18 protein-coding genes and 1 pseudogene are annotated in these 18,848 nt (G+C 68.6%); 15 read left to right on the top strand and 4 right to left on the bottom strand.

What is annotated here, in order from left to right; genetic code table 11:
• Positions 1-38 precede the first annotated feature (38 nt).
• The 5 genes and pseudogenes from mnmA to MYSTI_RS22145 form a co-directional block, all read left to right on the top strand.
• A pseudogene (gene mnmA / locus MYSTI_RS22165) lies at positions 39-1,091 on the top strand (tRNA 2-thiouridine(34) synthase MnmA); the annotation flags it as partial.
• 28 nt (positions 1,092-1,119) lie between these two features.
• Positions 1,120-1,893: a lipoprotein gene (locus MYSTI_RS22160; protein WP_015350027.1), complete on the top strand. Its 774-nt coding sequence runs from the start codon at positions 1,120-1,122 to the stop codon at positions 1,891-1,893.
• A gap of 88 nt (positions 1,894-1,981) precedes the next feature.
• The gene (locus MYSTI_RS22155) at positions 1,982-2,353 is read left to right on the top strand and encodes an HU family DNA-binding protein (protein WP_015350026.1); all 372 of its coding nucleotides are present in this window, start codon (positions 1,982-1,984) and stop codon (positions 2,351-2,353) included.
• Between the two features lie 132 nt (positions 2,354-2,485).
• Complete coding sequence (locus tag MYSTI_RS45335; RefSeq protein WP_015350025.1) at positions 2,486-3,361, top strand: SPOR domain-containing protein; 876 nt, start codon at positions 2,486-2,488, stop codon at positions 3,359-3,361.
• A 28-nt stretch (positions 3,362-3,389) separates the two neighbouring features.
• The gene (locus MYSTI_RS22145; RefSeq protein ID WP_015350024.1) at positions 3,390-3,752 is read left to right on the top strand and encodes a cupin domain-containing protein; all 363 of its coding nucleotides are present in this window, start codon (positions 3,390-3,392) and stop codon (positions 3,750-3,752) included.
• A 30-nt stretch (positions 3,753-3,782) separates the two neighbouring features.
• On the opposite strand, the gene MYSTI_RS22140 is transcribed toward MYSTI_RS22145, so the two are convergent.
• Positions 3,783-4,412: a hypothetical protein gene (locus MYSTI_RS22140; RefSeq protein ID WP_015350023.1), complete on the bottom strand. Its 630-nt coding sequence runs from the start codon at positions 4,410-4,412 to the stop codon at positions 3,783-3,785.
• A 94-nt stretch (positions 4,413-4,506) separates the two neighbouring features.
• On the opposite strand from MYSTI_RS22140, the gene MYSTI_RS22135 reads away from it, so the two are divergent.
• From MYSTI_RS22135 to MYSTI_RS22095, 9 genes are all read left to right on the top strand, one after another.
• Positions 4,507-4,686, top strand: coding sequence for a ribbon-helix-helix domain-containing protein (locus tag MYSTI_RS22135; protein ID WP_044281109.1), 180 nt, complete (start codon positions 4,507-4,509; stop codon positions 4,684-4,686).
• A 26-nt stretch (positions 4,687-4,712) separates the two neighbouring features.
• Entirely contained in the window at positions 4,713-5,669 is a 957-nt protein-coding gene (locus MYSTI_RS22130) for a UDP-glucuronic acid decarboxylase family protein (protein WP_044281107.1), read from the top strand.
• Between the two features lie 70 nt (positions 5,670-5,739).
• Complete coding sequence (locus MYSTI_RS22125) at positions 5,740-6,684, top strand: NAD-dependent epimerase/dehydratase family protein (protein WP_015350020.1); 945 nt, start codon at positions 5,740-5,742, stop codon at positions 6,682-6,684.
• 228 nt (positions 6,685-6,912) lie between these two features.
• The gene (gene lepA / locus MYSTI_RS22120; RefSeq protein ID WP_015350019.1) at positions 6,913-8,724 is read left to right on the top strand and encodes a translation elongation factor 4; all 1,812 of its coding nucleotides are present in this window, start codon (positions 6,913-6,915) and stop codon (positions 8,722-8,724) included.
• 2 nt (positions 8,725-8,726) lie between these two features.
• The gene (gene lepB, locus MYSTI_RS22115) at positions 8,727-9,983 is read left to right on the top strand and encodes a signal peptidase I (protein WP_015350018.1); all 1,257 of its coding nucleotides are present in this window, start codon (positions 8,727-8,729) and stop codon (positions 9,981-9,983) included.
• Between the two features lie 85 nt (positions 9,984-10,068).
• Positions 10,069-10,962, top strand: a complete 894-nt coding sequence (locus MYSTI_RS22110; RefSeq protein WP_015350017.1) for an aspartate carbamoyltransferase catalytic subunit — start codon at positions 10,069-10,071, stop codon at positions 10,960-10,962.
• Positions 10,959-12,263 (top strand): dihydroorotase, encoded by a 1,305-nt coding sequence (locus MYSTI_RS22105; protein ID WP_015350016.1) that lies wholly within the window; start codon positions 10,959-10,961, stop codon positions 12,261-12,263. Before MYSTI_RS22110 ends, MYSTI_RS22105 begins: the two co-directional genes overlap by 4 nt.
• Positions 12,263-13,384: a glutamine-hydrolyzing carbamoyl-phosphate synthase small subunit gene (carA, locus tag MYSTI_RS22100; protein WP_015350015.1), complete on the top strand. Its 1,122-nt coding sequence runs from the start codon at positions 12,263-12,265 to the stop codon at positions 13,382-13,384. The genes MYSTI_RS22105 and carA overlap by 1 nt, the downstream gene beginning before the upstream one ends.
• A 15-nt stretch (positions 13,385-13,399) precedes the next feature.
• Positions 13,400-14,065: a DUF7986 domain-containing protein gene (locus MYSTI_RS22095; protein ID WP_015350014.1), complete on the top strand. Its 666-nt coding sequence runs from the start codon at positions 13,400-13,402 to the stop codon at positions 14,063-14,065.
• 18 nt (positions 14,066-14,083) lie between these two features.
• On the opposite strand, the gene pyk is transcribed toward MYSTI_RS22095, so the two are convergent.
• The 3 genes from pyk to MYSTI_RS43895 form a co-directional block, all read right to left on the bottom strand.
• The gene (pyk, locus tag MYSTI_RS22090; RefSeq protein ID WP_015350013.1) at positions 14,084-15,484 is read right to left on the bottom strand and encodes a pyruvate kinase; all 1,401 of its coding nucleotides are present in this window, start codon (positions 15,482-15,484) and stop codon (positions 14,084-14,086) included.
• Positions 15,485-15,662: 178 nt separating this feature from the next.
• The gene (locus MYSTI_RS22085) at positions 15,663-16,448 is read right to left on the bottom strand and encodes a bifunctional nuclease family protein (protein ID WP_015350012.1); all 786 of its coding nucleotides are present in this window, start codon (positions 16,446-16,448) and stop codon (positions 15,663-15,665) included.
• A 102-nt stretch (positions 16,449-16,550) separates the two neighbouring features.
• On the bottom strand, positions 16,551-16,931 hold the full coding sequence (locus tag MYSTI_RS43895) for a hypothetical protein (RefSeq protein ID WP_015350011.1): 381 nt from the start codon (positions 16,929-16,931) through the stop codon (positions 16,551-16,553).
• Between the two features lie 81 nt (positions 16,932-17,012).
• On the opposite strand from MYSTI_RS43895, the gene MYSTI_RS22075 reads away from it, so the two are divergent.
• A complete protein-coding gene (locus tag MYSTI_RS22075) occupies positions 17,013-18,830 on the top strand; it encodes an AMP-dependent synthetase/ligase (RefSeq protein WP_015350010.1) in 1,818 nt (605 codons plus the stop codon).
• The last annotated feature ends 18 nt before the right edge of the window (positions 18,831-18,848 follow it).

The following is an 18,848-nucleotide window of genomic DNA, read 5'->3' as shown; positions in this document are numbered from 1 at the left end:
CCTCCGCGTGCGCCCGGGCGTCCAGGCGTGTAGGAAGGGGCACCATGCGAGTCGTCGTTGCAATGAGCGGCGGGGTGGATTCCTCGGCCGCGGCTGCCTTGCTCAAGGAGCAGGGCCATGAGGTCATCGGCATCACCCTCCGCGTCTGGTCCTACGAGGGCAAGGCCAAGTGCGGAAGCTGCTGCAGTCCCGACGACATCGACGACGCACGCGCGGTCGCCCAGGCGCTCGGTATTCCCTACTACGTCGCCAACGCGGAGGAGATCTTCCAGGACCGCGTCGTCAACCCCTTCGTCCAGTCCTACCTCGGCGGCAAGACGCCCATCCCGTGCGTGGCCTGCAACCGCGACGTGAAGTTCAACTTCCTCCTCAAGCGGGCCCGGGCGCTCGGTGCACAGCTCGCCACCGGCCACTACGCCCGCGTCGAGGAGACCGACGGCCGCTACGCCCTCCGCCGGGGCGTGGACGCCGCGAAGGACCAGAGCTACTTCCTCTTCACGCTCGGCCAGGACGAACTGCGCGACATCCACTTCCCCGTGGGCCACCTGACCAAGGCGGAGGTCCGCGCCGTCGCCGAGCGCCACAACCTCCCCACCAGCCACAAGCCCGAGAGCATGGAGATCTGCTTCGTGCCCGACGGTGACTACGCGGGCTTCGTGGAGAAGGTCGCCGGCCCTCAACCCTCGGGCGAGATTGTCGACGGCGATGGGCAGGTGCTCGGCGTCCACCAGGGCATCCACCGCTACACGGTCGGGCAGCGCAAGGGCCTCAACCTCGGCGGAGGCCAGGTGCGCTACGTCCAGCGCCTGGAGCCGGAGACCCACCGCGTCGTCGTCGGCAGCGCCGAGGACACCGGGAGAGACCGCTTCGGCCTGCTCCAGCCCCACTGGGTCGACTCCCCCCCGTCACCCGAGACCCCCGTCGAGGTCCGCATCCGTCACCGTCACGCGGGAGCCCAGGGCCGGGTGGAGATTTCCCCTCACGGGCTCGTTTCGGTGAAGCTGGATGCCCCAGCCCGTGCCGTCACGCCAGGTCAGGCGGCAGTGGTCTACGCTCAGGACCGCGTGCTGGGTGGTGGTTGGATCGTCTGAGCTCGTGCCTTCAGGAAGGAAACCGGACATGGCGCAGCGCCTCGTGGGATGTCTGCTCGCGGCCGGACTCGCGAGCCTCGTCACGTCCTGCAAGGAGCGCTCGGACAAGCCCATCGCGGGGCTGCTCGCGGCCGGTGCCCCCGTCCTTCGCATCGAGGGCAAGGAGCAGCGCACCGTCGCCGTGGGCGCCCAGCTCCTGGGCGACGTGACGCTCACCGCCACCGGCCCCGCCGTGCTCGAGTACTTCGGCGGAGGCCTGCGCTTCCTCGAGAAGGGCGACACGCTGGAGGTCGGCGACGCGGGCGAGGCGAAGCTCCACGGCTCCAACCTCCCACCCCGTCGCTGGGCGGACGGCGCGATTCAAGAGGCCCAGCGAGTCCCGCGCATCGTCGCCGCGCGCTACACCAACGTGCAGGTGACGCCCGCCAGCGCCCACGAGGACGCATACTCCTCCACGCAGTACTTCGTGGCCTTCTTCACCCCCAACGGGCTGCAGAAGCTGGGCTCGGACACCCAACACGAAGGGCCGCACCAGCCGCTGCCCGCGCCCCCGTTCCGCCCCAAGGTCCCCTTCATCCACGCGGGGGAGCTGGGGGAGGGGGGCCTCGTCGCGGTGGTCGATGACGGCTTCGCGGTCGCCGAGACCGATGACCTCGCCACCGCCGTGCTGCTGGAAGGGCGCGAAGTGCCCCTGGGCCGCACCGTGCGCCTGCTCGTGCCGGATGGCTCCGAGGTCATCCTCAAGGGCAAGGACGGCACCGAGGTCGAAGTCGAAGGCCCCGTCGACCTGCGCCTGCGCTGAGCCCCCGCGACGCCCTGTCTCCGAGGGCGGTTTGTCCTCACGGGCATGCCTTCTGTAGAGTCCCCCGTTCCCTTGACGGGGGTGTGCCATGACGAGGAGTGAGCTCATCGAGCGCATCGCGGAGCGGGCACCCCATGTGCCGCGCCGGGAGTTGGAGGCCATCGTCCACGCCGTCTTTGACGGCATGGCGGAGGCGCTCGTCGCAGGCAAGCGCATCGAGCTGCGCGGCTTCGGCGTCTTCTCGCTGCGCATCCGTCGCGCGAGGACGGGGCGCAACCCCAAGACAGGGCAGCCCGTCGCCGTGCCCGAGCGTCGGACGCTGACCTTCTCCGCGGGGAAGGAGCTGCGCGCGCGGCTCAACGCTCCGGCGCCTCGGCAGGAGCCCGTGGGCGCGGTGCTTCCCACCGTGGCGCTCGCCTCCGCGCCACGCACGGAGACCTCTCCTTCGCTCGTGTCGTAGCGACGCGCGCGAGCGTGTTTCCGTGAATTTGACCCGTTGGGGGGTGGGGCGTACTTTGCCTCGACGCCGACGCTACAGGCCGCAACACGGACTCGTGTGGCCGTGCCGTCCGCGCACGAGGAACCCTGAGTCATGCGAGACGCCCACCGGATGAAAGAGAAGTTCGACGTCTCTCTCGACAACCGTCAGATTGTCAGTCTGTTGATTGCCGGCATCGTCGTGCTCGGCGCCGTGTTCGTGCTGGGCGTCGTCGTGGGGAAGAAGCTCGCCGGCGATGCGCAGACGGCCAGCGCCCCGGACCTGCTCTCCGCGCTGGATGCCAACGCGCAGGCGCTCCAGGCCGTGCAGAAGGAGCCGCACCTCACCTTCCAGGACGAGCTCACGCGCAAGGCCGCCGCCGAGCCCGTCGCGCAGCCCAAGCCGGCCCCCGTCAAGCCCGCGGCCGAGAAGCCCGCGCCCAAGCCGCCCGAGCCGGTGAAGACCGCCGCCCTGGCGCCGACGCCGGACCCGGACACGGGCGAGCTTCCCCCCGAGGAGCCCACCGAAGAGCCTGTCGCCGCCGCCAAGCCCCCGGCCGAGAAGCCCGCCCCCGCGCCTGAGAAGCCCGCCGCCACCGAGAAGCCCGCCGCCGTCGCCGTGAAGCCCGCGACCGTGTCCGGCAAGGTGGAAGCGGCGCCCGTGCCGACGCGGACCACGCAGAAGGAGGGTGGGGGACTGAAGGAAGCCATCGCCCGCGCCGCCGCGCAGCCGCCGGACTCGGCGGTGAAGGGTGGGGCCTTCACGCTCCAACTGTCGGCCTTCCAAGACAAGCAGGAGGCAGACCGCTTCGTGGCCCGGTTGCGTGATAGGGGCTATGCCCCCTATATCGTCTCCGCGGAGGTCGTGGGGAAGGGCACCTGGTACCGCGTCCGCATGGGAACGTTCGCCTCGAAGGACGCGGCGGCGCGGTATCTGTCAGACTTCAAGCGTGAGACCCAGCTCGACGCGTTCGTGGCCGGCACGAACTGAGACTCGGGCGAGGAAGACAGGAAGCACCATGACGACGACGAGGCGGGTGGAGAAGCCCTGGGGCCATGAGCTCATCTGGGCCCACACCGAGCGCTATGTGGGCAAGCTGCTGCACGTGAAGCAGGGCCACAAGCTCAGCCTGCAGTACCACAACCAGAAGGACGAGACGATTCACGTCCAGAGCGGCAAGCTGCTCTTCGTCGTCGACGAGGGACAGGGGCTCATCGAGCGGGAGATGAACCCCGGCGAGAGCTACCACATCAAGCCCCTCACCAAGCACCGCATGGTGGCCATCACCGACTGCGACATCCTCGAGGTCAGCACCCCCGAACTGGACGACGTCGTGCGCCTGGAGGACTCCTACGGCCGCACCGGCACCAGCAAGCCGTAGTCGCCGGAGGATGAACGCGCGGCTCGCCGCTCAGTCGCGGGCCGCGTTGTTGGGGTTGCGAGTCCACTTGTCGACGCTGCCGTCGCCGTCCAGGTCCTCGCCGATGCGGTCCACCTGACCGCCTTCCCAGTACTCCCAGTAGTCGACACGGCCGTCGCTGTTGGTGTCGCTCTCCTTGCGCACCAGCGCCCCGCGCTCGTAGTAGGCGATGCTGTCCGCGCGACCGTCGCCGTCGAAGTCCCGCTCCCGGCGAGTGTTGGCCCCCTTCTCGTAGAGATAGGTGGCGTCCACCTTGCCGTCGAAGTCCAGGTCCATCACCTCGCGCATCAGCGCGCCCGTCTCGTCGAAGTAACGGGCCAGGTCCGCGCGGCCGTCCCAGTTCAGGTCCAGTTCCTGGCGCACCTTGCGCAGCCGCTCCTCGCCGTTCGGGCCGCGGTCCGCGAGTGTGTAGGTCCACACATCGGGCTTCCCGTCGCCATTCACGTCCTGCGGCGTGACGTGTTCGCCCTGCTGGGGCTCCGGACGGATGGCCTTGGAGAGGGAGGGTGTGGAGTCACCCGGGGCGCTGGGGGAGGGCTGGGAGGCCTTGTTGCCAGCGCACCCCGCGAACAGTCCCGAGGCCACCAACCCGAGGGAAATCCAGCGTTTGCTTCCGGTCATTCGGTGCTCCCGGGACGCCGGAGCGTCGCCGCCGTCGTGTGCGCACGAGATGCTTTCGCGCGCCACGTCATTCCATATATTTTCACATATCGCCATGGCCCGAAAGAAGATCAGCACCACCATCTACATCACCCCGGAGCAGAACGAGCTCCTCAAGGCGCTGAACCAGAAGACGAAGGTGCCCGTGGCCGAGTACATCCGCCAGGGCATCGACCTGGTCCTGGAGAAGTACAAGGCACAGCTGCCCGGCCAGGCGACCTTCGACGAAATCTGAAAGACACGAGGCGCGACGTGAAAAGCATGCAGGGGAAGCGAGTGGTGGTTCTGGGGGGCGCGGGCTTCGTGGGCTCGCACCTGTGCGAGCGCCTGCTGGACGACGGCGCGGCCTCCGTGACGGCGGTGGACAACCTCATCACGGGCAATGAGGAGAACCTGCGCACGCTGAAGGGGCGTCCGGGGTTCAGCTTCGTGAAGGCGGACATCGTCGAGGGCATCCCCGTGCAGGGGCCTGTCGACTACGTGTTGAACCTGGCCTCGCCCGCCTCGCCCATCGACTACGCGAACCTCCCGCTGGAGACGCTGCGCGTAGGCTCCATCGGAACGGAGAACGGGCTGAAGCTGGCGGAGGCGAACAAGGCCGTCTTCCTGATGGCCTCCACCTCCGAGGTGTACGGAGATCCACTCGTCCACCCGCAGCGCGAGGACTACTGGGGCAACGTCAATCCCATCGGCCCGCGCTCCGTGTACGACGAGGCCAAGCGCTACGCGGAGGCCGTCACCGCGGCCTACGGGCGCAAGGGCGTGCAGGTCCGCATCGTTCGCATCTTCAACACCTACGGCCCGCGCATGCGCCTCAACGACGGCCGCGTGGTTCCCGCCTTCGTGGGCCAGGCGCTCAAGGGCGAGGACTTCACGGTCTTCGGCGACGGCAGCCAGACGCGCTCGTTCTGTTACGTGAAGGACCTGGTGGATGGCCTGGTCCGGTTGGCGCTGTCGGACGAGCAGCATCCGGTGAACATCGGCAATCCCCGGGAGATGACCATCCGTCAGTTCGCGGAGGCCGTGCGCGCCGCGGCGGGTGGGGGCGGCACCATCATCGAGAAGCCGCTGCCCAAGGACGACCCGAAGCAGCGACAGCCGGACATCGGCCGTGCGCGCTCGATTCTGGGCTGGGAGCCGAAGGTGCCGTTGGAGGACGGTCTGCGGGAGACCATCGCGTGGTTCCGCGAGGTTGCCGTGCGCCGTCCGTCGGCATAGGTTGCCGCGCGAGACAGCCGAGTAATCAAAGACAGGTTTGGCCACGGCCGGGTGGCGGGGAGACGGAAGCGTGAAAGTCCTGGTGACGGGTGGAGCGGGCTTCATCGGCTCGCACGTGTGCGATGAGTTCCTGGCGGCGGGTCATGAGGTCATCGCGCTGGATGACCTCTCCAGCGGCAAGCGGGAGAACCTGGACCCTCGTGTGCGGCTGGCGGTCCATGACATCCGCAGCCGCGAGGCCGCGGAGCTCATCAAGTCGGAGAAGCCTCAGGTCGTCTGTCACCTGGCCGCGCAGATGGACGTGCGCCGCAGCGTGGAGGACCCCAGCTTCGACGCGGACGTGAACATCCGCGGCATGCTCAACCTGCTGGAGGCCTCGCGCGTCTCCGGGGTGAAGAAGGTCATCTTCAGCTCCACCGGCGGCGCCATCTACGGCGAGCAGGACGTCTTCCCCGCGCCGGAGTCCCACGCGACGCGGCCGGTGTCGCCGTATGGCGCCTCCAAGGCGGCCGGTGAGCTGTACCTGGGCTACTACCGGGCGCAGTACGGCCTGCCGTACGTGGCCCTGCGCTACGCCAACGTCTACGGCCCCCGTCAGAACCCGCACGGCGAGGCGGGCGTGGTGGCCATCTTCTGCCAGCGCCTGCTCTCCGGGCAGGGCTGCACCATCTACGGTGAGGGCAAGCAGACCCGCGACTTCGTCTTCGGGCCCGACGTGGCCCGGGCCAACCGCCTGGCGTTCGAGAAGGACTACGTCGGCGCCATCAACATCGGCACGGGCGTGGAGACGGACATCAACCGCCTCTACGCGCTGCTGGCCGAGGCGGCGGGCTCCACCGCCCCCGCGGCCCACGCCCCCGGCAAGCCGGGCGAGCAGCTCCGTTCGTGCATCGACAACTCGCTCGCGAAGAAGGTCCTCGGGTGGGAGCCCGGCGCCGACCTGCGCGAGGGGGCTCGCCGCACCCTGGCCTACTTCCGCCAGAAGCAGGCTTCGCCCGAGCGTGCCCACGGCTAGGGCTCGCTGGCCGGGCGGAGGGCAGGGGAGTCCAGGGGGGAACATCCTCCTGGGCGGGGACTTCGAGGCCCCTGGCCCTGTCATGGCCGCGCACAGCCCTGGGGCGCCTGGTGGTTGGGGAACAATCGGGTTCCCCTGGTGGGTTGCTCGTCTGGCGGGCGTTCGCGCGTAGATTTTCGCGCGGTTCGATGTTAGTCACGCCCGCTTCTTCCGACGAGCGCCCCGAACATGCCGGCTGAAAACGCGCACATCCGCAACTTCTGCATCATCGCCCATATCGACCACGGAAAGTCGACGCTTGCTGATCGTCTCCTCGACAAGACGGGGACATTGAGCAAGCGCGAGGCGCAGGCCCAGTTCCTCGACAACATGGACATCGAGCGGGAACGGGGCATCACCATCAAGGCCCAGTCCGTGCGGATGAACTACACCGCGAAGGACGGCAAGCAGTACATCCTCAACCTCATCGACACGCCAGGGCACGTCGACTTCGCCTACGAGGTGAGCCGCAGCCTCGCCGCGTGCGAGGGCGCGCTCCTGGTGGTGGACGCGTCGCAGGGCGTGGAGGCGCAGACGCTGTCCAACGTCTACATGGCGTTGGACCACGAGCTGGAGATCATCCCGGTCATCAACAAGATCGACCTGCCCAGCGCGGACGTCGACCGCACCCGCGCGGAGATTGAAGACGTCATCGGTATCGACGCCTCCGTGGCCGTGCCCGCCTCCGCGAAGGAAGGCATCGGCATCCATGAGATCCTGGAAGCGGTGGTCGCGCGTGTGCCGCCGCCGACGGGCTCGCCGGACGCGCCGCTCAAGGCCCTCATCTTCGACTCCTGGTACGACAACTACCGGGGCGTCGTGACGCTGGTGCGCGTGCTGGAAGGCACGCTCAAGCTCAAGCAGAAGATCAAGCTGTTCAGCAACAACAAGGTCTTCGAGGTCCAGGAGCTGGGTGTCTTCACCCCGTTCTCCCGCCCCGTGACGCAGTTGATGGCCGGCGAAGTGGGCGTGCTGGTCGCCAACATCAAGGAGCTGCTGGACGCGAAGGTCGGCGACACCGTCACGGAGGAGGTCCGTCCGACGCAGGAGGCGTTCCCGGGCTTCCAGGAAGTGAAGCCGATGGTGTTCTCCGGCATCTTCCCGATCGACTCCGATCAGTACGAGAACCTGCGTGACGCGCTCGCGAAGCTGAAGCTCAACGACTCCGCCTTCACGTACGAGCCCGAGTCGTCCACCGCGCTCGGCTTCGGCTTCCGCTGCGGCTACCTGGGCCTGTTGCACATGGAGATCGTCCAGGAGCGCCTGGAGCGCGAGTACAACCTGAACCTCATCACCACCGCGCCCAGCGTGGTGTATCAAATCACGAGCGGCAAGGGTGACGTCCAGCTGGTGGACAACCCCGCCAAGCTGCCGCCGGTGCAGCACATCGCGAAGTTCGAGGAGCCCATCCTCACCTGCCACATCCACGTCCCCAACGACCATCTGGGCGCCATCCTGAAGCTGTGCCAGGACCGCCGCGGTGTGCAGAAGGACATGAAGTACCTGGGCAGCAGCGGGCAGCGCGTGCAGGTGACGTACGAGATGCCGATGGCCGAGGTGGTCTTCGACTTCTTCGACAAGCTCAAGAGCGTGTCGCGCGGCTACGCCAGCCTGGACTACGAGCTGACCGGCTACCAGGAGGCGGATCTGGCGCGCCTGGACATCCTCATCAACGGAGAGCCGGTGGACGCGCTGAGCGTCATCGTGCACCGCGAGCGCGCCTACCTGCGCGGTCGCGAGGTCTGCGCGAAGCTGAAGGAAGTCATCCCGAAGCAGATGTACGAAGTGGCCATCCAGGCGGCGATCGGCGCGAAGATCATCTCCCGTGAGACCATCTCCGCCATGCGCAAGAACGTGCTCGCCAAGTGCTACGGCGGTGACATCAGCCGCAAGCGCAAGCTCCTCGAGAAGCAGAAGGAGGGCAAGAAGCGCATGAAGCAGGTGGGTACGGTGGAGATTCCGCAGGAGGCCTTCCTCGCGGTCCTCAAGTCGGAGCAGTAGCCATGAACGCTGCCAGTCCTTCCGCTCCCCCTCCCGCGAAGCTGGCGACTGCGATGGCGGCCCGGCGCACCCCTGAGCAGGTGCGCGCGCGCCGTGCGCTCCTGTGGCGGGAGATGCTCACCAGCCTGTGGGCCCCGCTGTGCATCGTCGCCATCGCGATGTTCCCGTACACGCTGCTCATCGAGTACGTGCCCGCCGCGGCGTCGTGGGCACAGCCCGCGATGAAGGGGCTGGGGCTGCTGATGGTGGCGTACTTCGTCGCGCTGCTGGTCTGGCGCAACGTGTCCCCCACGGAGAAGAAGCTGCGCGGGCTGCGACACGAGGCGCACGAGCTCATCTCCGAGAACCAGCGCATCCTGCGGAAGCCCCAGGTCCGCGAGCGGCTCTCCGCGCCCGTGACGGAGCAGATCACCGAGCAGGCGCTCAAGGTGGAGACGGCCTCGGCGCGGGGTGACGCGGACGCGCTGGTGAAAGAGGTGAAGGCGCTGGAGTCACTGACGGCGCAGCACCTGGGCGCGTTCCGCAAGGAGTCCGCCGCCGACTTCGTGGGCGGCTTCGTGAAGATGCTGCTGGTGGCGCTGGTGTTCCGCACCTTCATCGTGGAGCCCTATCGCATCCCCTCGGGCTCCATGCTGCCCACGCTGCAGATTGGCGATCAGGTCTTCATCAACAAGTTCATCTACGGCGTGCGGGTCCCGTTCGCCAACGTGGTGCCGTTCGTCATCGTCCGGCCGCCGGCGCGCGGCGATGTCATCGTCTTCAACAACCCCGTCAACGAGGCCACCGACTACATCAAGCGCGTGGTGGGCGTGCCCGGCGACACGGTGGAGATGATTGAGGGCGTGGTCTACATCAACGGTGAGAAGCAGCCTCGGGACCTCATCGACGCCAAGGCCATCGTCCACAACATCAAGGACGACGGGCAGTGGTTCGACCAGACGCAATTGCTCTACCGGGAGAGCCTGGGGGGTGTGCCGCACCACGTGCTTCAGACGGCCACCACGATGCCTCGCCACGAGGGGCCCTACGTGGTGCCCGAGGGGCACGTGTTCGTCATGGGCGACAACCGCGACAACAGCTCCGACAGCCGCCATGGCCTGGGCGTCACCGGCTATGACACGACGGAGTTCGTGCCCTATGGCCACATCAAGGGCAAGGCCATGGTTGTCTGGCTGTCGCTGGGCTACCACGGCCTGTTGCACGGGCTGTTTGGTGGCACGGGCCTGCGGGTGGATCGCTTCTTCGAGCCGGTTCGCTGACTCACACCCAGCGGGCAAGCAGCCCGGATGATCTGCGACGGTGCTTGACGCGCCGGACCGCCCGGGGTACGCGGCGGCCCCGGCCATGAGACACCTCCTTGGAATCGAAGGCTGGCGCCGGGACGAGCTCGAAGCGGTGCTCGACAGGGCGCGTGCGCACCTGCCCGGTGGTCCAGACACCACCCACCTCCTGCGCGGCAAGGTGGTCGCCAACCTCTTCTTCGAGGACTCGACCCGGACGCGCACCTCGTTCCACATGGCCGCTCGCGGCCTGGGCGCGGGGGTCCTCGACTGGAGCCCCTCCGGCTCGTCCACCTCCAAGGGCGAGACGCTGCTGGACACCGCGCGCAACATCGAGGCAACGGGGCCCGTGGCCATCGTCATGCGCCACCGCTCGTCGGGCGCGCCTCACCTGGTGGCGAAGCATGTGCGGTGTGTCGTCATCAACGCGGGCGACGGCACGCACGAGCACCCCTCGCAGGCCCTCCTGGATGCCTTCACCCTGCGGCAGCGGTGGGGCAGCCTGGACGGCCGCACGGTGCTCATCGTCGGCGACATCCTCCACAGCCGCGTGGCCCGCTCCAACCTCTGGTGCCTGAAGGCGCTGGGCGCGCGGGTCATCGTCTGCGGCCCTCCCACGCTGGTTCCTCCGGGTCTGGAGGCGCTGGGCGCCGAGGTGACGCACAACCTGGACGCGGTGCTCCCGCAGGCGGACGCGGTGATGTGCCTGCGCCTCCAGCTCGAGCGCATGAGCGAGGCCTTCCTTCCGTCCACGCGGGAGTACTCGCGGCTGTTCGGGCTCACCACGGCCCGTGAGGAGCGGATGAAGGCGGGGGCGCTGGTGATGCACCCGGGGCCCATCAACCGGGGGCTGGAGCTGGCGCCCGCGGTGGCGGACGGGGCTCGCAGCGTCATCCTGGAGCAGGTGTCCAACGGCGTCGCCGTGCGGCGGGCCATCCTCGAGGTGTGCACGTCATGAGCGCCACGGTCCTTTTCCGAAGAGGCCGCGTCATCGACCCGCGCAACGGTGTCGACGGCGTGCGCGACGTCCTGGTGCGCGACGGCAAGGTCGCCGAGGTCTCCGACACGCCGCTGCCCGTGCCCCCGGGCGCGGAGGTGGTGGAGGCCGCGGGACGGTGGGTGCTGCCGGGCTTCATCGACCTGCACGTGCACCTGCGCGAGCCGGGCGAGGAGGGCAAGGAGACGGTCCTCACCGGCTGCCGCGCCGCCGTGGCCGGTGGCTTCACCGCCGTCGTCGCCATGCCCAACACCAAGGTGGTCAACGACAGCGGGCTCGTCACGGAGCTGGTGCTGTCGAGGGCCCGCGCGGCCAACCTCTGCCATGTGTACCCCGCGGGGGCCATCACCAAGGGCCTCAAGGGCGAGGAGCTGGCGGAGACGGGCGAGCTGGTGTCCTCGGGCTGTGTCGCCATCACCGACGACGGCCGCCCGGTGATGAACGCGGCGCTCATGCGACGCGCGCTCCAGTACGCGACGATGTTCGGCGTGCCCGTCATGGTCCACGAAGAGGACCTGACGCTGTCCGCAGGCGGCGCCATGCACGAAGGCTCCGTCTCCACGCGCCTGGGCCTGCGCGGCATCCCCGCCTCGGCGGAGGTGGCGATGGTGGCGCGGGACCTGGTGCTCCTGGAGGAGACGAAGGGCCGGCTGCACATCGCCCACGTGTCGTGCGAGGGCAGCGTGCGCCTGATTCGCGAGGCGAAGCGCCGGGGTCTGCTCGTCACGGCCGAGGCCACGCCCCACCACGTCATCCTGGATGACCGGGCGGTGGGCGACTACGACACGCACGCGAAGATGGCGCCGCCCCTGCGCGCGGACCGGGACGTGGAGGCGCTGCGCGAGGCGCTGGTGGATGGCACCATCGACGCCATCGCCACGGACCACGCGCCCCATGGCGTGCTGGACAAGCAGGTGGAGTTCGAGAAGGGCATCAACGGGATTGTCGGGCTGGAGACGGCCCTGGGGCTGACGCTGGAGCTGGTGCACTCGGGACTGCTCGACGCGAAGCGCGCGGTGGAGCTCCTGACGCACGGCCCGGCGAAGGCGTTCGGCCTGCCGGGCGGTCACCTGGCCCCCGGAGCCCCGGCGGACATCACGGTGGTGGACCCCTTGGAGGAGTGGACGGTGGATGCCCACCGGTTCTATTCCCGCAGCCGGAATACGCCCTTCCATGGCCGTAAGCAGAAGGGCCGCGTGGTGCAGACCTGGGTTTCTGGCCGGAAGGTGTACGCCGACGGTCAGGTGAAGGAGTCGCGGTGATGACGAAGCGGGCAGTGCTCGCCCTGGCGGATGGCACCACCTTCGAGGGCCGAGCCTTTGGCGCGGTCGGCGAGACGGTGGGTGAGGTGGTCTTCAACACGTCCATGTTCGGCTACCAGGAGATCCTCACGGACCCCTCGTATGTCGGGCAGATTGTCACCATGACGTACCCGGAGATGGGCAACGTCGGGGCGACACCCGAGGACGAAGAGGCGGGCAAGCCGCACGCGGTGGGCATGGTGGTCCGCGCCCTCGCGAGCCAGCCGTCCAACTGGCGCGCGACCGAGTCGCTGGACGCGTACCTCAAGCGCCACAACGTCGCGGGCATCGAGGGCCTGGACACCCGCCGCCTCGTGCGCCACCTGCGCACCCACGGCGCGCAGATGGGCGTCATCTCCAGCGAGGGCCTGTCCGCGGCCGCGTTGACGGAGCGCGCCCGGTCCGCCCACGGCATGGAGGGCCTGGACCTGGCCACCGGCGTGTCGACGAAGACGCCGTACACCTTCGACCTGCCTTCGCCGGACGTGTTCTCCGGCCAGCGCGCCCAGCCCCTGACCGACCCGCGCTTCGAGGTGGTGGCCTATGACTACGGCCTCAAGAAGTCGATGCTCCACTTCCTCGTGGACGTCGGCTGCCGGGTAACGGTGGTGCCGGCGACCACCACGGCGGACGAGGTGCTGGCCCGCAAGCCCCACGGCGTCTTCCTGGCCAACGGCCCCGGAGACCCGGCGGCGGTGAAGGGCGCGGACCGGACCGTGGCGGCCCTCTTGGGCAAGGTGCCCGTGTTCGGCATCTGCCTGGGCCATCAAATCATGGCGCTGGCCCTGGGCGGCCGGACGTACAAGATGAAGTTTGGCCACCGGGGCGGAAACCAGCCCGTGAAGGACCTCACCACGGGCAAGGTGGAGATCACCGCGCAGAACCACGGCTTCGCCGTGGACGACGCCAGCCTCAAGGGCAAGGCCGTCGTCACGCACATCAACCTCAATGACGGCACGGTGGAGGGCCTGGCCGTCCCGGACGCGCGGGCCTTCAGCGTGCAGTACCACCCCGAGGCCTCCCCGGGCCCTCATGACGCACGCTATCTCTTTGGCCGCTTCGCGAAGCTGATGGCGGGGTAGAATACCCTTCCCCCTATGGATTCTCCGCTGTCGCCGCTCTCCTACCAGCCGTACCTGGACCAGCTCATCGCCTTCGGCAGCGTGGAGTCACGGAAGGCAGACCTGCTCGACGCGAAGGCGGAGTACTTCCGCCTGACGGGCGAGGTCTTCGAGGACGACAAGCTCTTCGAGCTGCGCATGGCGTCGTTCCTCGACTTCTACCTCTACGACCGCGTCTCGCCGCTGACGAGCAAGACGCCGGCCGCGGAGTTCTACGAGCACCGCCTGGCGAACGCGCCCCCCGAGGAGTCCAACGCCTTCCGCAGCTTCACGGAGACGGTCCACGGCCTCTTCGAGGTCCGCAAGCTGGGCAAGGGGCTGGTCCGGCTGCGGGAGCTGTACTCGGGGAAGGACTTCGACGTGACGGAGCGGCGCAACATCGCCGGCCTGGAGACGGGCGACATCCTGGAGGCCCGCCTCATCCCCTTTGGCGGGCACCTGCTGTTCTCCTCCGCGTTCTGCTACCACCCCAAGGTCGCGGTGAAGTCCATCAAGGCGGAAGTGAAGCGCCGCAAGAAGAAGGAGCCCCAGCGCGCGCCCAACGAGCTCGTCTGGGAGTGCGCGCGCCGGGCGCTCAACATGGACCGCTACCGCCAGCTCGCCGTCGAGAAGATCTACGACTTCGAGCAGAAGGTGCTCTGACGAAGACGTCCGCCGCGCTCACACGCGGTGGATGCTCATCAGGTTCGTGTTGCCCGGCACGTTGAGTGGCACCCCCGCCACGACGATGACGGGCGTCCCCGCCGGGCACAGGCTCTCGCGCAGGCACAGCTTGCGCACCTGGCTCAGCATGGCGTCCGTGGACTTCACCCGCGCCACCTGGTGCCCCGTCACGCCCCAGTAGAGGGCCATTCGCTGAATCGAGGCCTCGTTCGGCGTGAGCGCGATGATGCGCGCGTTGGGACGGAACTCGGAGATGAGGCGCGCGGTGTGGCCGCTCTCCGTGTAGGCGATGATCGTCTGGATGCCGAGCTGGTCCGCCGCCGCTACGGCCGCCGCGGCGACGCCGGTGCCCAGGTCCTCGGAGCGCTCGAAGGGGGAGTGGTGCTGGTGCCGCGTCACGCCGCGCTCCGTCTCCTCGACGATGCGCGCCATGGTGGAGGCCGCGTCGATGGGGTAGCGCCCCGCGGCCGTCTCTCCGGACAGCATCACCGCGTCGGCGCCGTCCAGGATCGCGTTGGCCACGTCGGACACCTCCGCGCGGGTGGGGCGCGGGTTGGTCACCATGCTCTCCAGCATCTCCGTGGCGACGATGACCAGGCCCCCCATCTGGTTCACCACGCGCACCATGCGCTTCTGGATGGCGGGGAGCTGCTCCAGGGGCATCTCCACGCCCAGGTCTCCTCGCGCCACCATGATGCCGTCCGCGGCGCGGGCAATGGCCTCCAGCTGCTCCACCGCCTGCGGCTTCTCAATCTTCGCGATGAGGGGCGTCTTGTTCTTCGCCACGTGCTTGCGCGCGCGGTGGATGTCCTCGGCGGTGCGCACGAAGGACAGCGCCACGTAGTCCACGCCCACGTCCTGGCCGAACGCCAGGTCCGCCTCGTCCTTCGACGTGATGGTGGGCACCGACATGGGTGAACCCGGGAGGTTCAGTCCCTTGTGGTCCTTGAGCAGACCTCCGACCTCCACCTCGCAGGAGACGTCCTGGCCGGAGACCGCGAGCACGCGCAGCCGCACCCGGCCGTCATCCAGGAGGATGGCATCCCGGGCCTTCACGTCCTTCGTCAGCGACTTGATGGGCGTGGGGATGAGGGTGCCGTGTCCCATGACCGAACGGGTGGTCACCGTCACGCGCTCGCCTGCCTTCACCGCGAGTTGTCCACCGTCGAACTTCCCCAGGCGAATCTTGGGTCCCTGGATATCCTGGAGGATGGCCACGGGGAGCTTCAGCCGACGGGCCGCCTTGCGGATGAGGGCCACGCGCTGCCGGTGCTCGTCGTGCGTGCCGTGAGAGAAGTTCAGCCGCGCCACGTTCATCCCCGCGCGGATGAGGCCCTCGATGGCCTCCAGCGAGCTCGAAGCGGGCCCCAGGGTGCAGATGATCTTCGCCTTGCGCATATGCGCGCGCATCCTAGGCGGCTCGGCCCATGGCTTGACAGTTCCGGGTCCAGGGGACTTACTCTGGCTTCAGGCGAGGGACTCCTCTTTCAGGGGAGGCTCCCGCGAGAAAAAGCCCGGCATCCCTGGGAGGGGGGCCGGGCTTTTTCGTTTCCACCGTCCGCCAGGGCGGCGGGGCCTAGAGTTCGATCTTCTTGCCGGCCCCCTTCGGCGAGCCCAGGGGCGGATGGCCCGGCGGCAGGTCTCCCCCCGTGCCCGGGTCGTCGGACGGGGTGCCCGGCGCGGGCAGGCCCGGGGGCGGCAGCGGCGAGGACTCGTCCATGAGGCCGCCGGAGCCACTGCCTCCCACGCCAGGGCCGCCCTTCTGGAGGGCTTCGATCTCGTCGCGGCTGATGCCCGCCAGCGTCAGCACCTTGCGCGTGACGCGGATGCGCGCATGGCTGGAGAGGGCCATGGCGATGGAGTCGGAGGGGCGGGCCTCCAGGGTCAGCTTCTTCGCCCCTTGCTCGAGGAAGACGCGGCCCGAGTAGACGTTGTCTCGCAGGTCGTCGATGCGGACCTCCGTCACCTTGGCGCCGAGCTGGTCCACGACGTCGTCCAGCAGGTCCTGCGCGAGCGGCTGAGGAGGCTCACGCTCCGCCAGCCTGAAGGCGATGGAGACGGCGGCGGCCTCGTCCACGAAGACGGGGAGGAGCATCTCCTGGTCCTTCGTGGTCAGCACGATGGCGTGCGTCTGGGCCTCCATGAGCGGGATGACGTCCTGCACCTCCAACTCGACGAGCTCGGAGCAGGCCTTGGGGTCGCCTCCGTGCTCGGTGACGCACGGTTGCTCGGAGGCGTCCTGAAGTGTCGCCGCGATGGCTTTGGGGGCTCGGAAGCCGGGGAGCAGCAGGAGCCCTCCCAGCGCCAGCAACAGCGCCGAGAGAGGGGCGACGAAGAGAGTGGCGCGGTTGGGTGTTCTCACACCCTGAACCTACGCACCGGCCTCCCTCTCGGGAGGGCGGCATTTCAGCCCGGTTGCCCTCGGGGGTGCGAGCTGGTCGCCCGGAGGGCAAGGGGGCGGACGTCAGCGACGCTCGTCGTCCTCGTCCTCGTCGTCGTAGTCCTCCTCGTCGTCGACGTCCTCATCCTCGTCCTCGTCGAGGTCGTCGTCCTCGTCGTCCTCGGACTCCTCATCCTCGTCTTCGTCCTCGTCGTCGACCGTGTCCTCGACGTCCTCCGACTCCAACGTCATGGAGACGGCGAACTTCTTGTCGAGCACGGCGATCTGCGCGCGCATCTCCGAAAGCGCCGCGACGAAGTCCTCGGAGAGGTTCGCGGGTGCCTTCGCATCGCAGTGAGGACAGACAATCTTCTCTGTCCCCTCGATGAGGTCTTGCACGTCAAGCTCGAAGCTTGCCTCGCACTTCTGGCAGGTGAAGTCGATGCTCATGGTCGGGCGCGGCATACAAAGCCCGCCAACCGGCTGTCAACGTCCTCGAACTGGAGGCATGGTGGCCAGGCCCCTACATCCGCTAGCGTTCGTCGGATGGACCTCCCGAAGACGATGGTGCATGCCCTTCATGAGCGGGCCGCGCAGCATGAGCATCGGCCGGCCCTCTGGACGCGCCGTGGGCGCGCCTATGTCCCCACCTCCTGGCTCGAATACTCGCAGCGGGTCAAACACTTCGCCTTGGGCCTGAGGTCGCTGGGTTACGCGGAAGGCCAGCCCCTGGGCATCATCAGCTTCAACCGCGAGGAGTGGCACGTCGCGGCGCTCGCCTCCATGGCGATGGGAGGCGTACCGGTGGGTCTGTACACCACCAGCGCCCTGGAGCAGTTGGAGTACATCCTCCGCCACTGCGAGGCCTCCCTCCTGGTCGTGGAGAACGAGAAGCACCTGCGCACGGGCCTGCTCCTGCGCGAGCGGCTGCCCAAGCTGCGCCACCTCGTCGTCCTGGACGCGCCCGCCACCCCGCTGCCCGAAGGGGTGCTGCGCTACGCCGACGTGCTGGCACGAGGCGCGGGCGCCGACGACAAGCCCTACTGGGACAGCGTCAATGCCCTCAAGCCCGAGTCATTGGGCACCCTCATCTACACCTCGGGGACGACGGGGCACCCCAAGGGGGTGATGCTCAGCCACCACAACCTGACCTGGACGTCGCGCCAGCTCAGCCAGGCGGTGAGCTTCGGCAAGAAGCCCGACAACATCATCCTGTCCTACCTGCCGCTGTCGCACATCGCGGAGCAGGTCATCTCGCTCCACTGTCCGCTGATGCTGGGCATCCAGGTCTACTTCGCCGACTCGGTGGAGGCGATGCCCGCGAACCTGAAGGACGTGCGGCCCACGTTCTTCTTCGGCGTGCCGCGGGTGTGGGAGAAGTTCAAGGCGAAGGCGGAGGAGGGACTGCGCTCCCAGCCGCCGCTGAAGCGCCGCCTGGTGGACTGGGCGCGCGGGGTCGCCTCGGAGATGCACTCGCGGGCCCAGCGCCATGAGCGCATCCCCGTGACGCTTTCGGCCCAGTACAGCGTGGCCCGGCGGCTGGTGTTCGAGCCCCTCAAGACGCGCATCGGCATGGAGCGGGTGGACTTCTTCGCCACGGCCGCCGCGCCCATCGGCCGGGACGTGCTGGAGTTCTTCGCCTCCATCGACATGCTGATTCACGAGGTGTGGGGCATGACGGAGGTGTCCGGCCCAGGCACGGTGAACACGGAGGAGTCCACGCACCTGGGCACCGTGGGGCGTCCCATGCTGGGCGTGGAGGTCCGCATCGCCGAGGACGGGGAGATCCTCATCCGAGGCGGCAACGTGTGTACGGGCTACTACAAGAACCCGGAGGCCACCGCGGAGCTGCTCCAGGACGGGTGGCTGCACAGCGGCGACGTGGGCCAACTGGACGGGGAGGGCTACCTCCACATCACCGGCCGCAAGAAGGAGATCATCGTCACCTCCGGCGGGAAGAAGACGGCGCCCGGCAACATCGAGGAGCTGCTCAAGAGCCTGCCCGGCGTGGGCCACGCGGTGGTGGTGGGCGAGCGGCGCAACTACCTGGTGGCCCTGCTGGCCCTGGACGGGGAGAAGGTGCGCGCGCTGGCCCGGGAGAAGGGCTGGCCGGAGGAGGTGGGCGTGCTCGCCGGGGACGCGCGGCTGCACCAGGTGCTCCAGCAGGCGCTGGACCGGGACGTCAACGCGAAGCTCTCCCGCTTCGAGAACATCAAGCGCTTCGCGGTGCTGCCGCGCGAGTTCTCCGTGGACGAGGGTGACTTGACGCCCACGCTCAAGGTCCGCCGCAAGGCGGTGGAGCTGAAGCATGCAGGGCTCGTCGAGTCGCTCTACGCGGAGAACGGCGCGGCGCACGCGGGCTGACGGCTTCGCCCGCAATGA

Origin of the sequence: Myxococcus stipitatus DSM 14675 (genome assembly GCF_000331735.1) — a bacterium.
Taxonomy (GTDB): Bacteria; Myxococcota; Myxococcia; order Myxococcales; family Myxococcaceae; genus Myxococcus; species Myxococcus stipitatus.
The sequence above is the reverse complement of the archived record's forward strand: the minus strand, read 5'-3'. Positions and strand labels throughout refer to the sequence as shown.

Bases quoted from the DNA above. Each gene is read 5' to 3' on its own strand.
- lepB (WP_015350018.1), top strand. From the start codon at position 8,727: ATGAACGCTGCCAGTCCTTCCGCTCCCCCTCCCGCGAAGCTGGCGACT.
- MYSTI_RS43895 (WP_015350011.1), bottom strand. From the start codon at position 16,931: ATGCCGCGCCCGACCATGAGCATCGACTTCACCTGCCAGAAGTGCGAG.
- MYSTI_RS22135 (WP_044281109.1), top strand. From the start codon at position 4,507: ATGGCCCGAAAGAAGATCAGCACCACCATCTACATCACCCCGGAGCAG.
- MYSTI_RS22145 (WP_015350024.1), top strand. From the start codon at position 3,390: ATGACGACGACGAGGCGGGTGGAGAAGCCCTGGGGCCATGAGCTCATC.
- lepA (WP_015350019.1), top strand. From the start codon at position 6,913: ATGCCGGCTGAAAACGCGCACATCCGCAACTTCTGCATCATCGCCCAT.
- MYSTI_RS22075 (WP_015350010.1), top strand. From the start codon at position 17,013: ATGGACCTCCCGAAGACGATGGTGCATGCCCTTCATGAGCGGGCCGCG.
- carA (WP_015350015.1), top strand. From the start codon at position 12,263: ATGACGAAGCGGGCAGTGCTCGCCCTGGCGGATGGCACCACCTTCGAG.
- MYSTI_RS22155 (WP_015350026.1), top strand. From the start codon at position 1,982: ATGACGAGGAGTGAGCTCATCGAGCGCATCGCGGAGCGGGCACCCCAT.
- MYSTI_RS45335 (WP_015350025.1), top strand. From the start codon at position 2,486: ATGCGAGACGCCCACCGGATGAAAGAGAAGTTCGACGTCTCTCTCGAC.
- MYSTI_RS22105 (WP_015350016.1), top strand. From the start codon at position 10,959: ATGAGCGCCACGGTCCTTTTCCGAAGAGGCCGCGTCATCGACCCGCGC.
- MYSTI_RS22130 (WP_044281107.1), top strand. From the start codon at position 4,713: ATGCAGGGGAAGCGAGTGGTGGTTCTGGGGGGCGCGGGCTTCGTGGGC.
- MYSTI_RS22110 (WP_015350017.1), top strand. From the start codon at position 10,069: ATGAGACACCTCCTTGGAATCGAAGGCTGGCGCCGGGACGAGCTCGAA.
- MYSTI_RS22160 (WP_015350027.1), top strand. From the start codon at position 1,120: ATGGCGCAGCGCCTCGTGGGATGTCTGCTCGCGGCCGGACTCGCGAGC.
- MYSTI_RS22095 (WP_015350014.1), top strand. From the start codon at position 13,400: ATGGATTCTCCGCTGTCGCCGCTCTCCTACCAGCCGTACCTGGACCAG.
- MYSTI_RS22140 (WP_015350023.1), bottom strand. From the start codon at position 4,412: ATGACCGGAAGCAAACGCTGGATTTCCCTCGGGTTGGTGGCCTCGGGA.
- pyk (WP_015350013.1), bottom strand. From the start codon at position 15,484: ATGCGCAAGGCGAAGATCATCTGCACCCTGGGGCCCGCTTCGAGCTCG.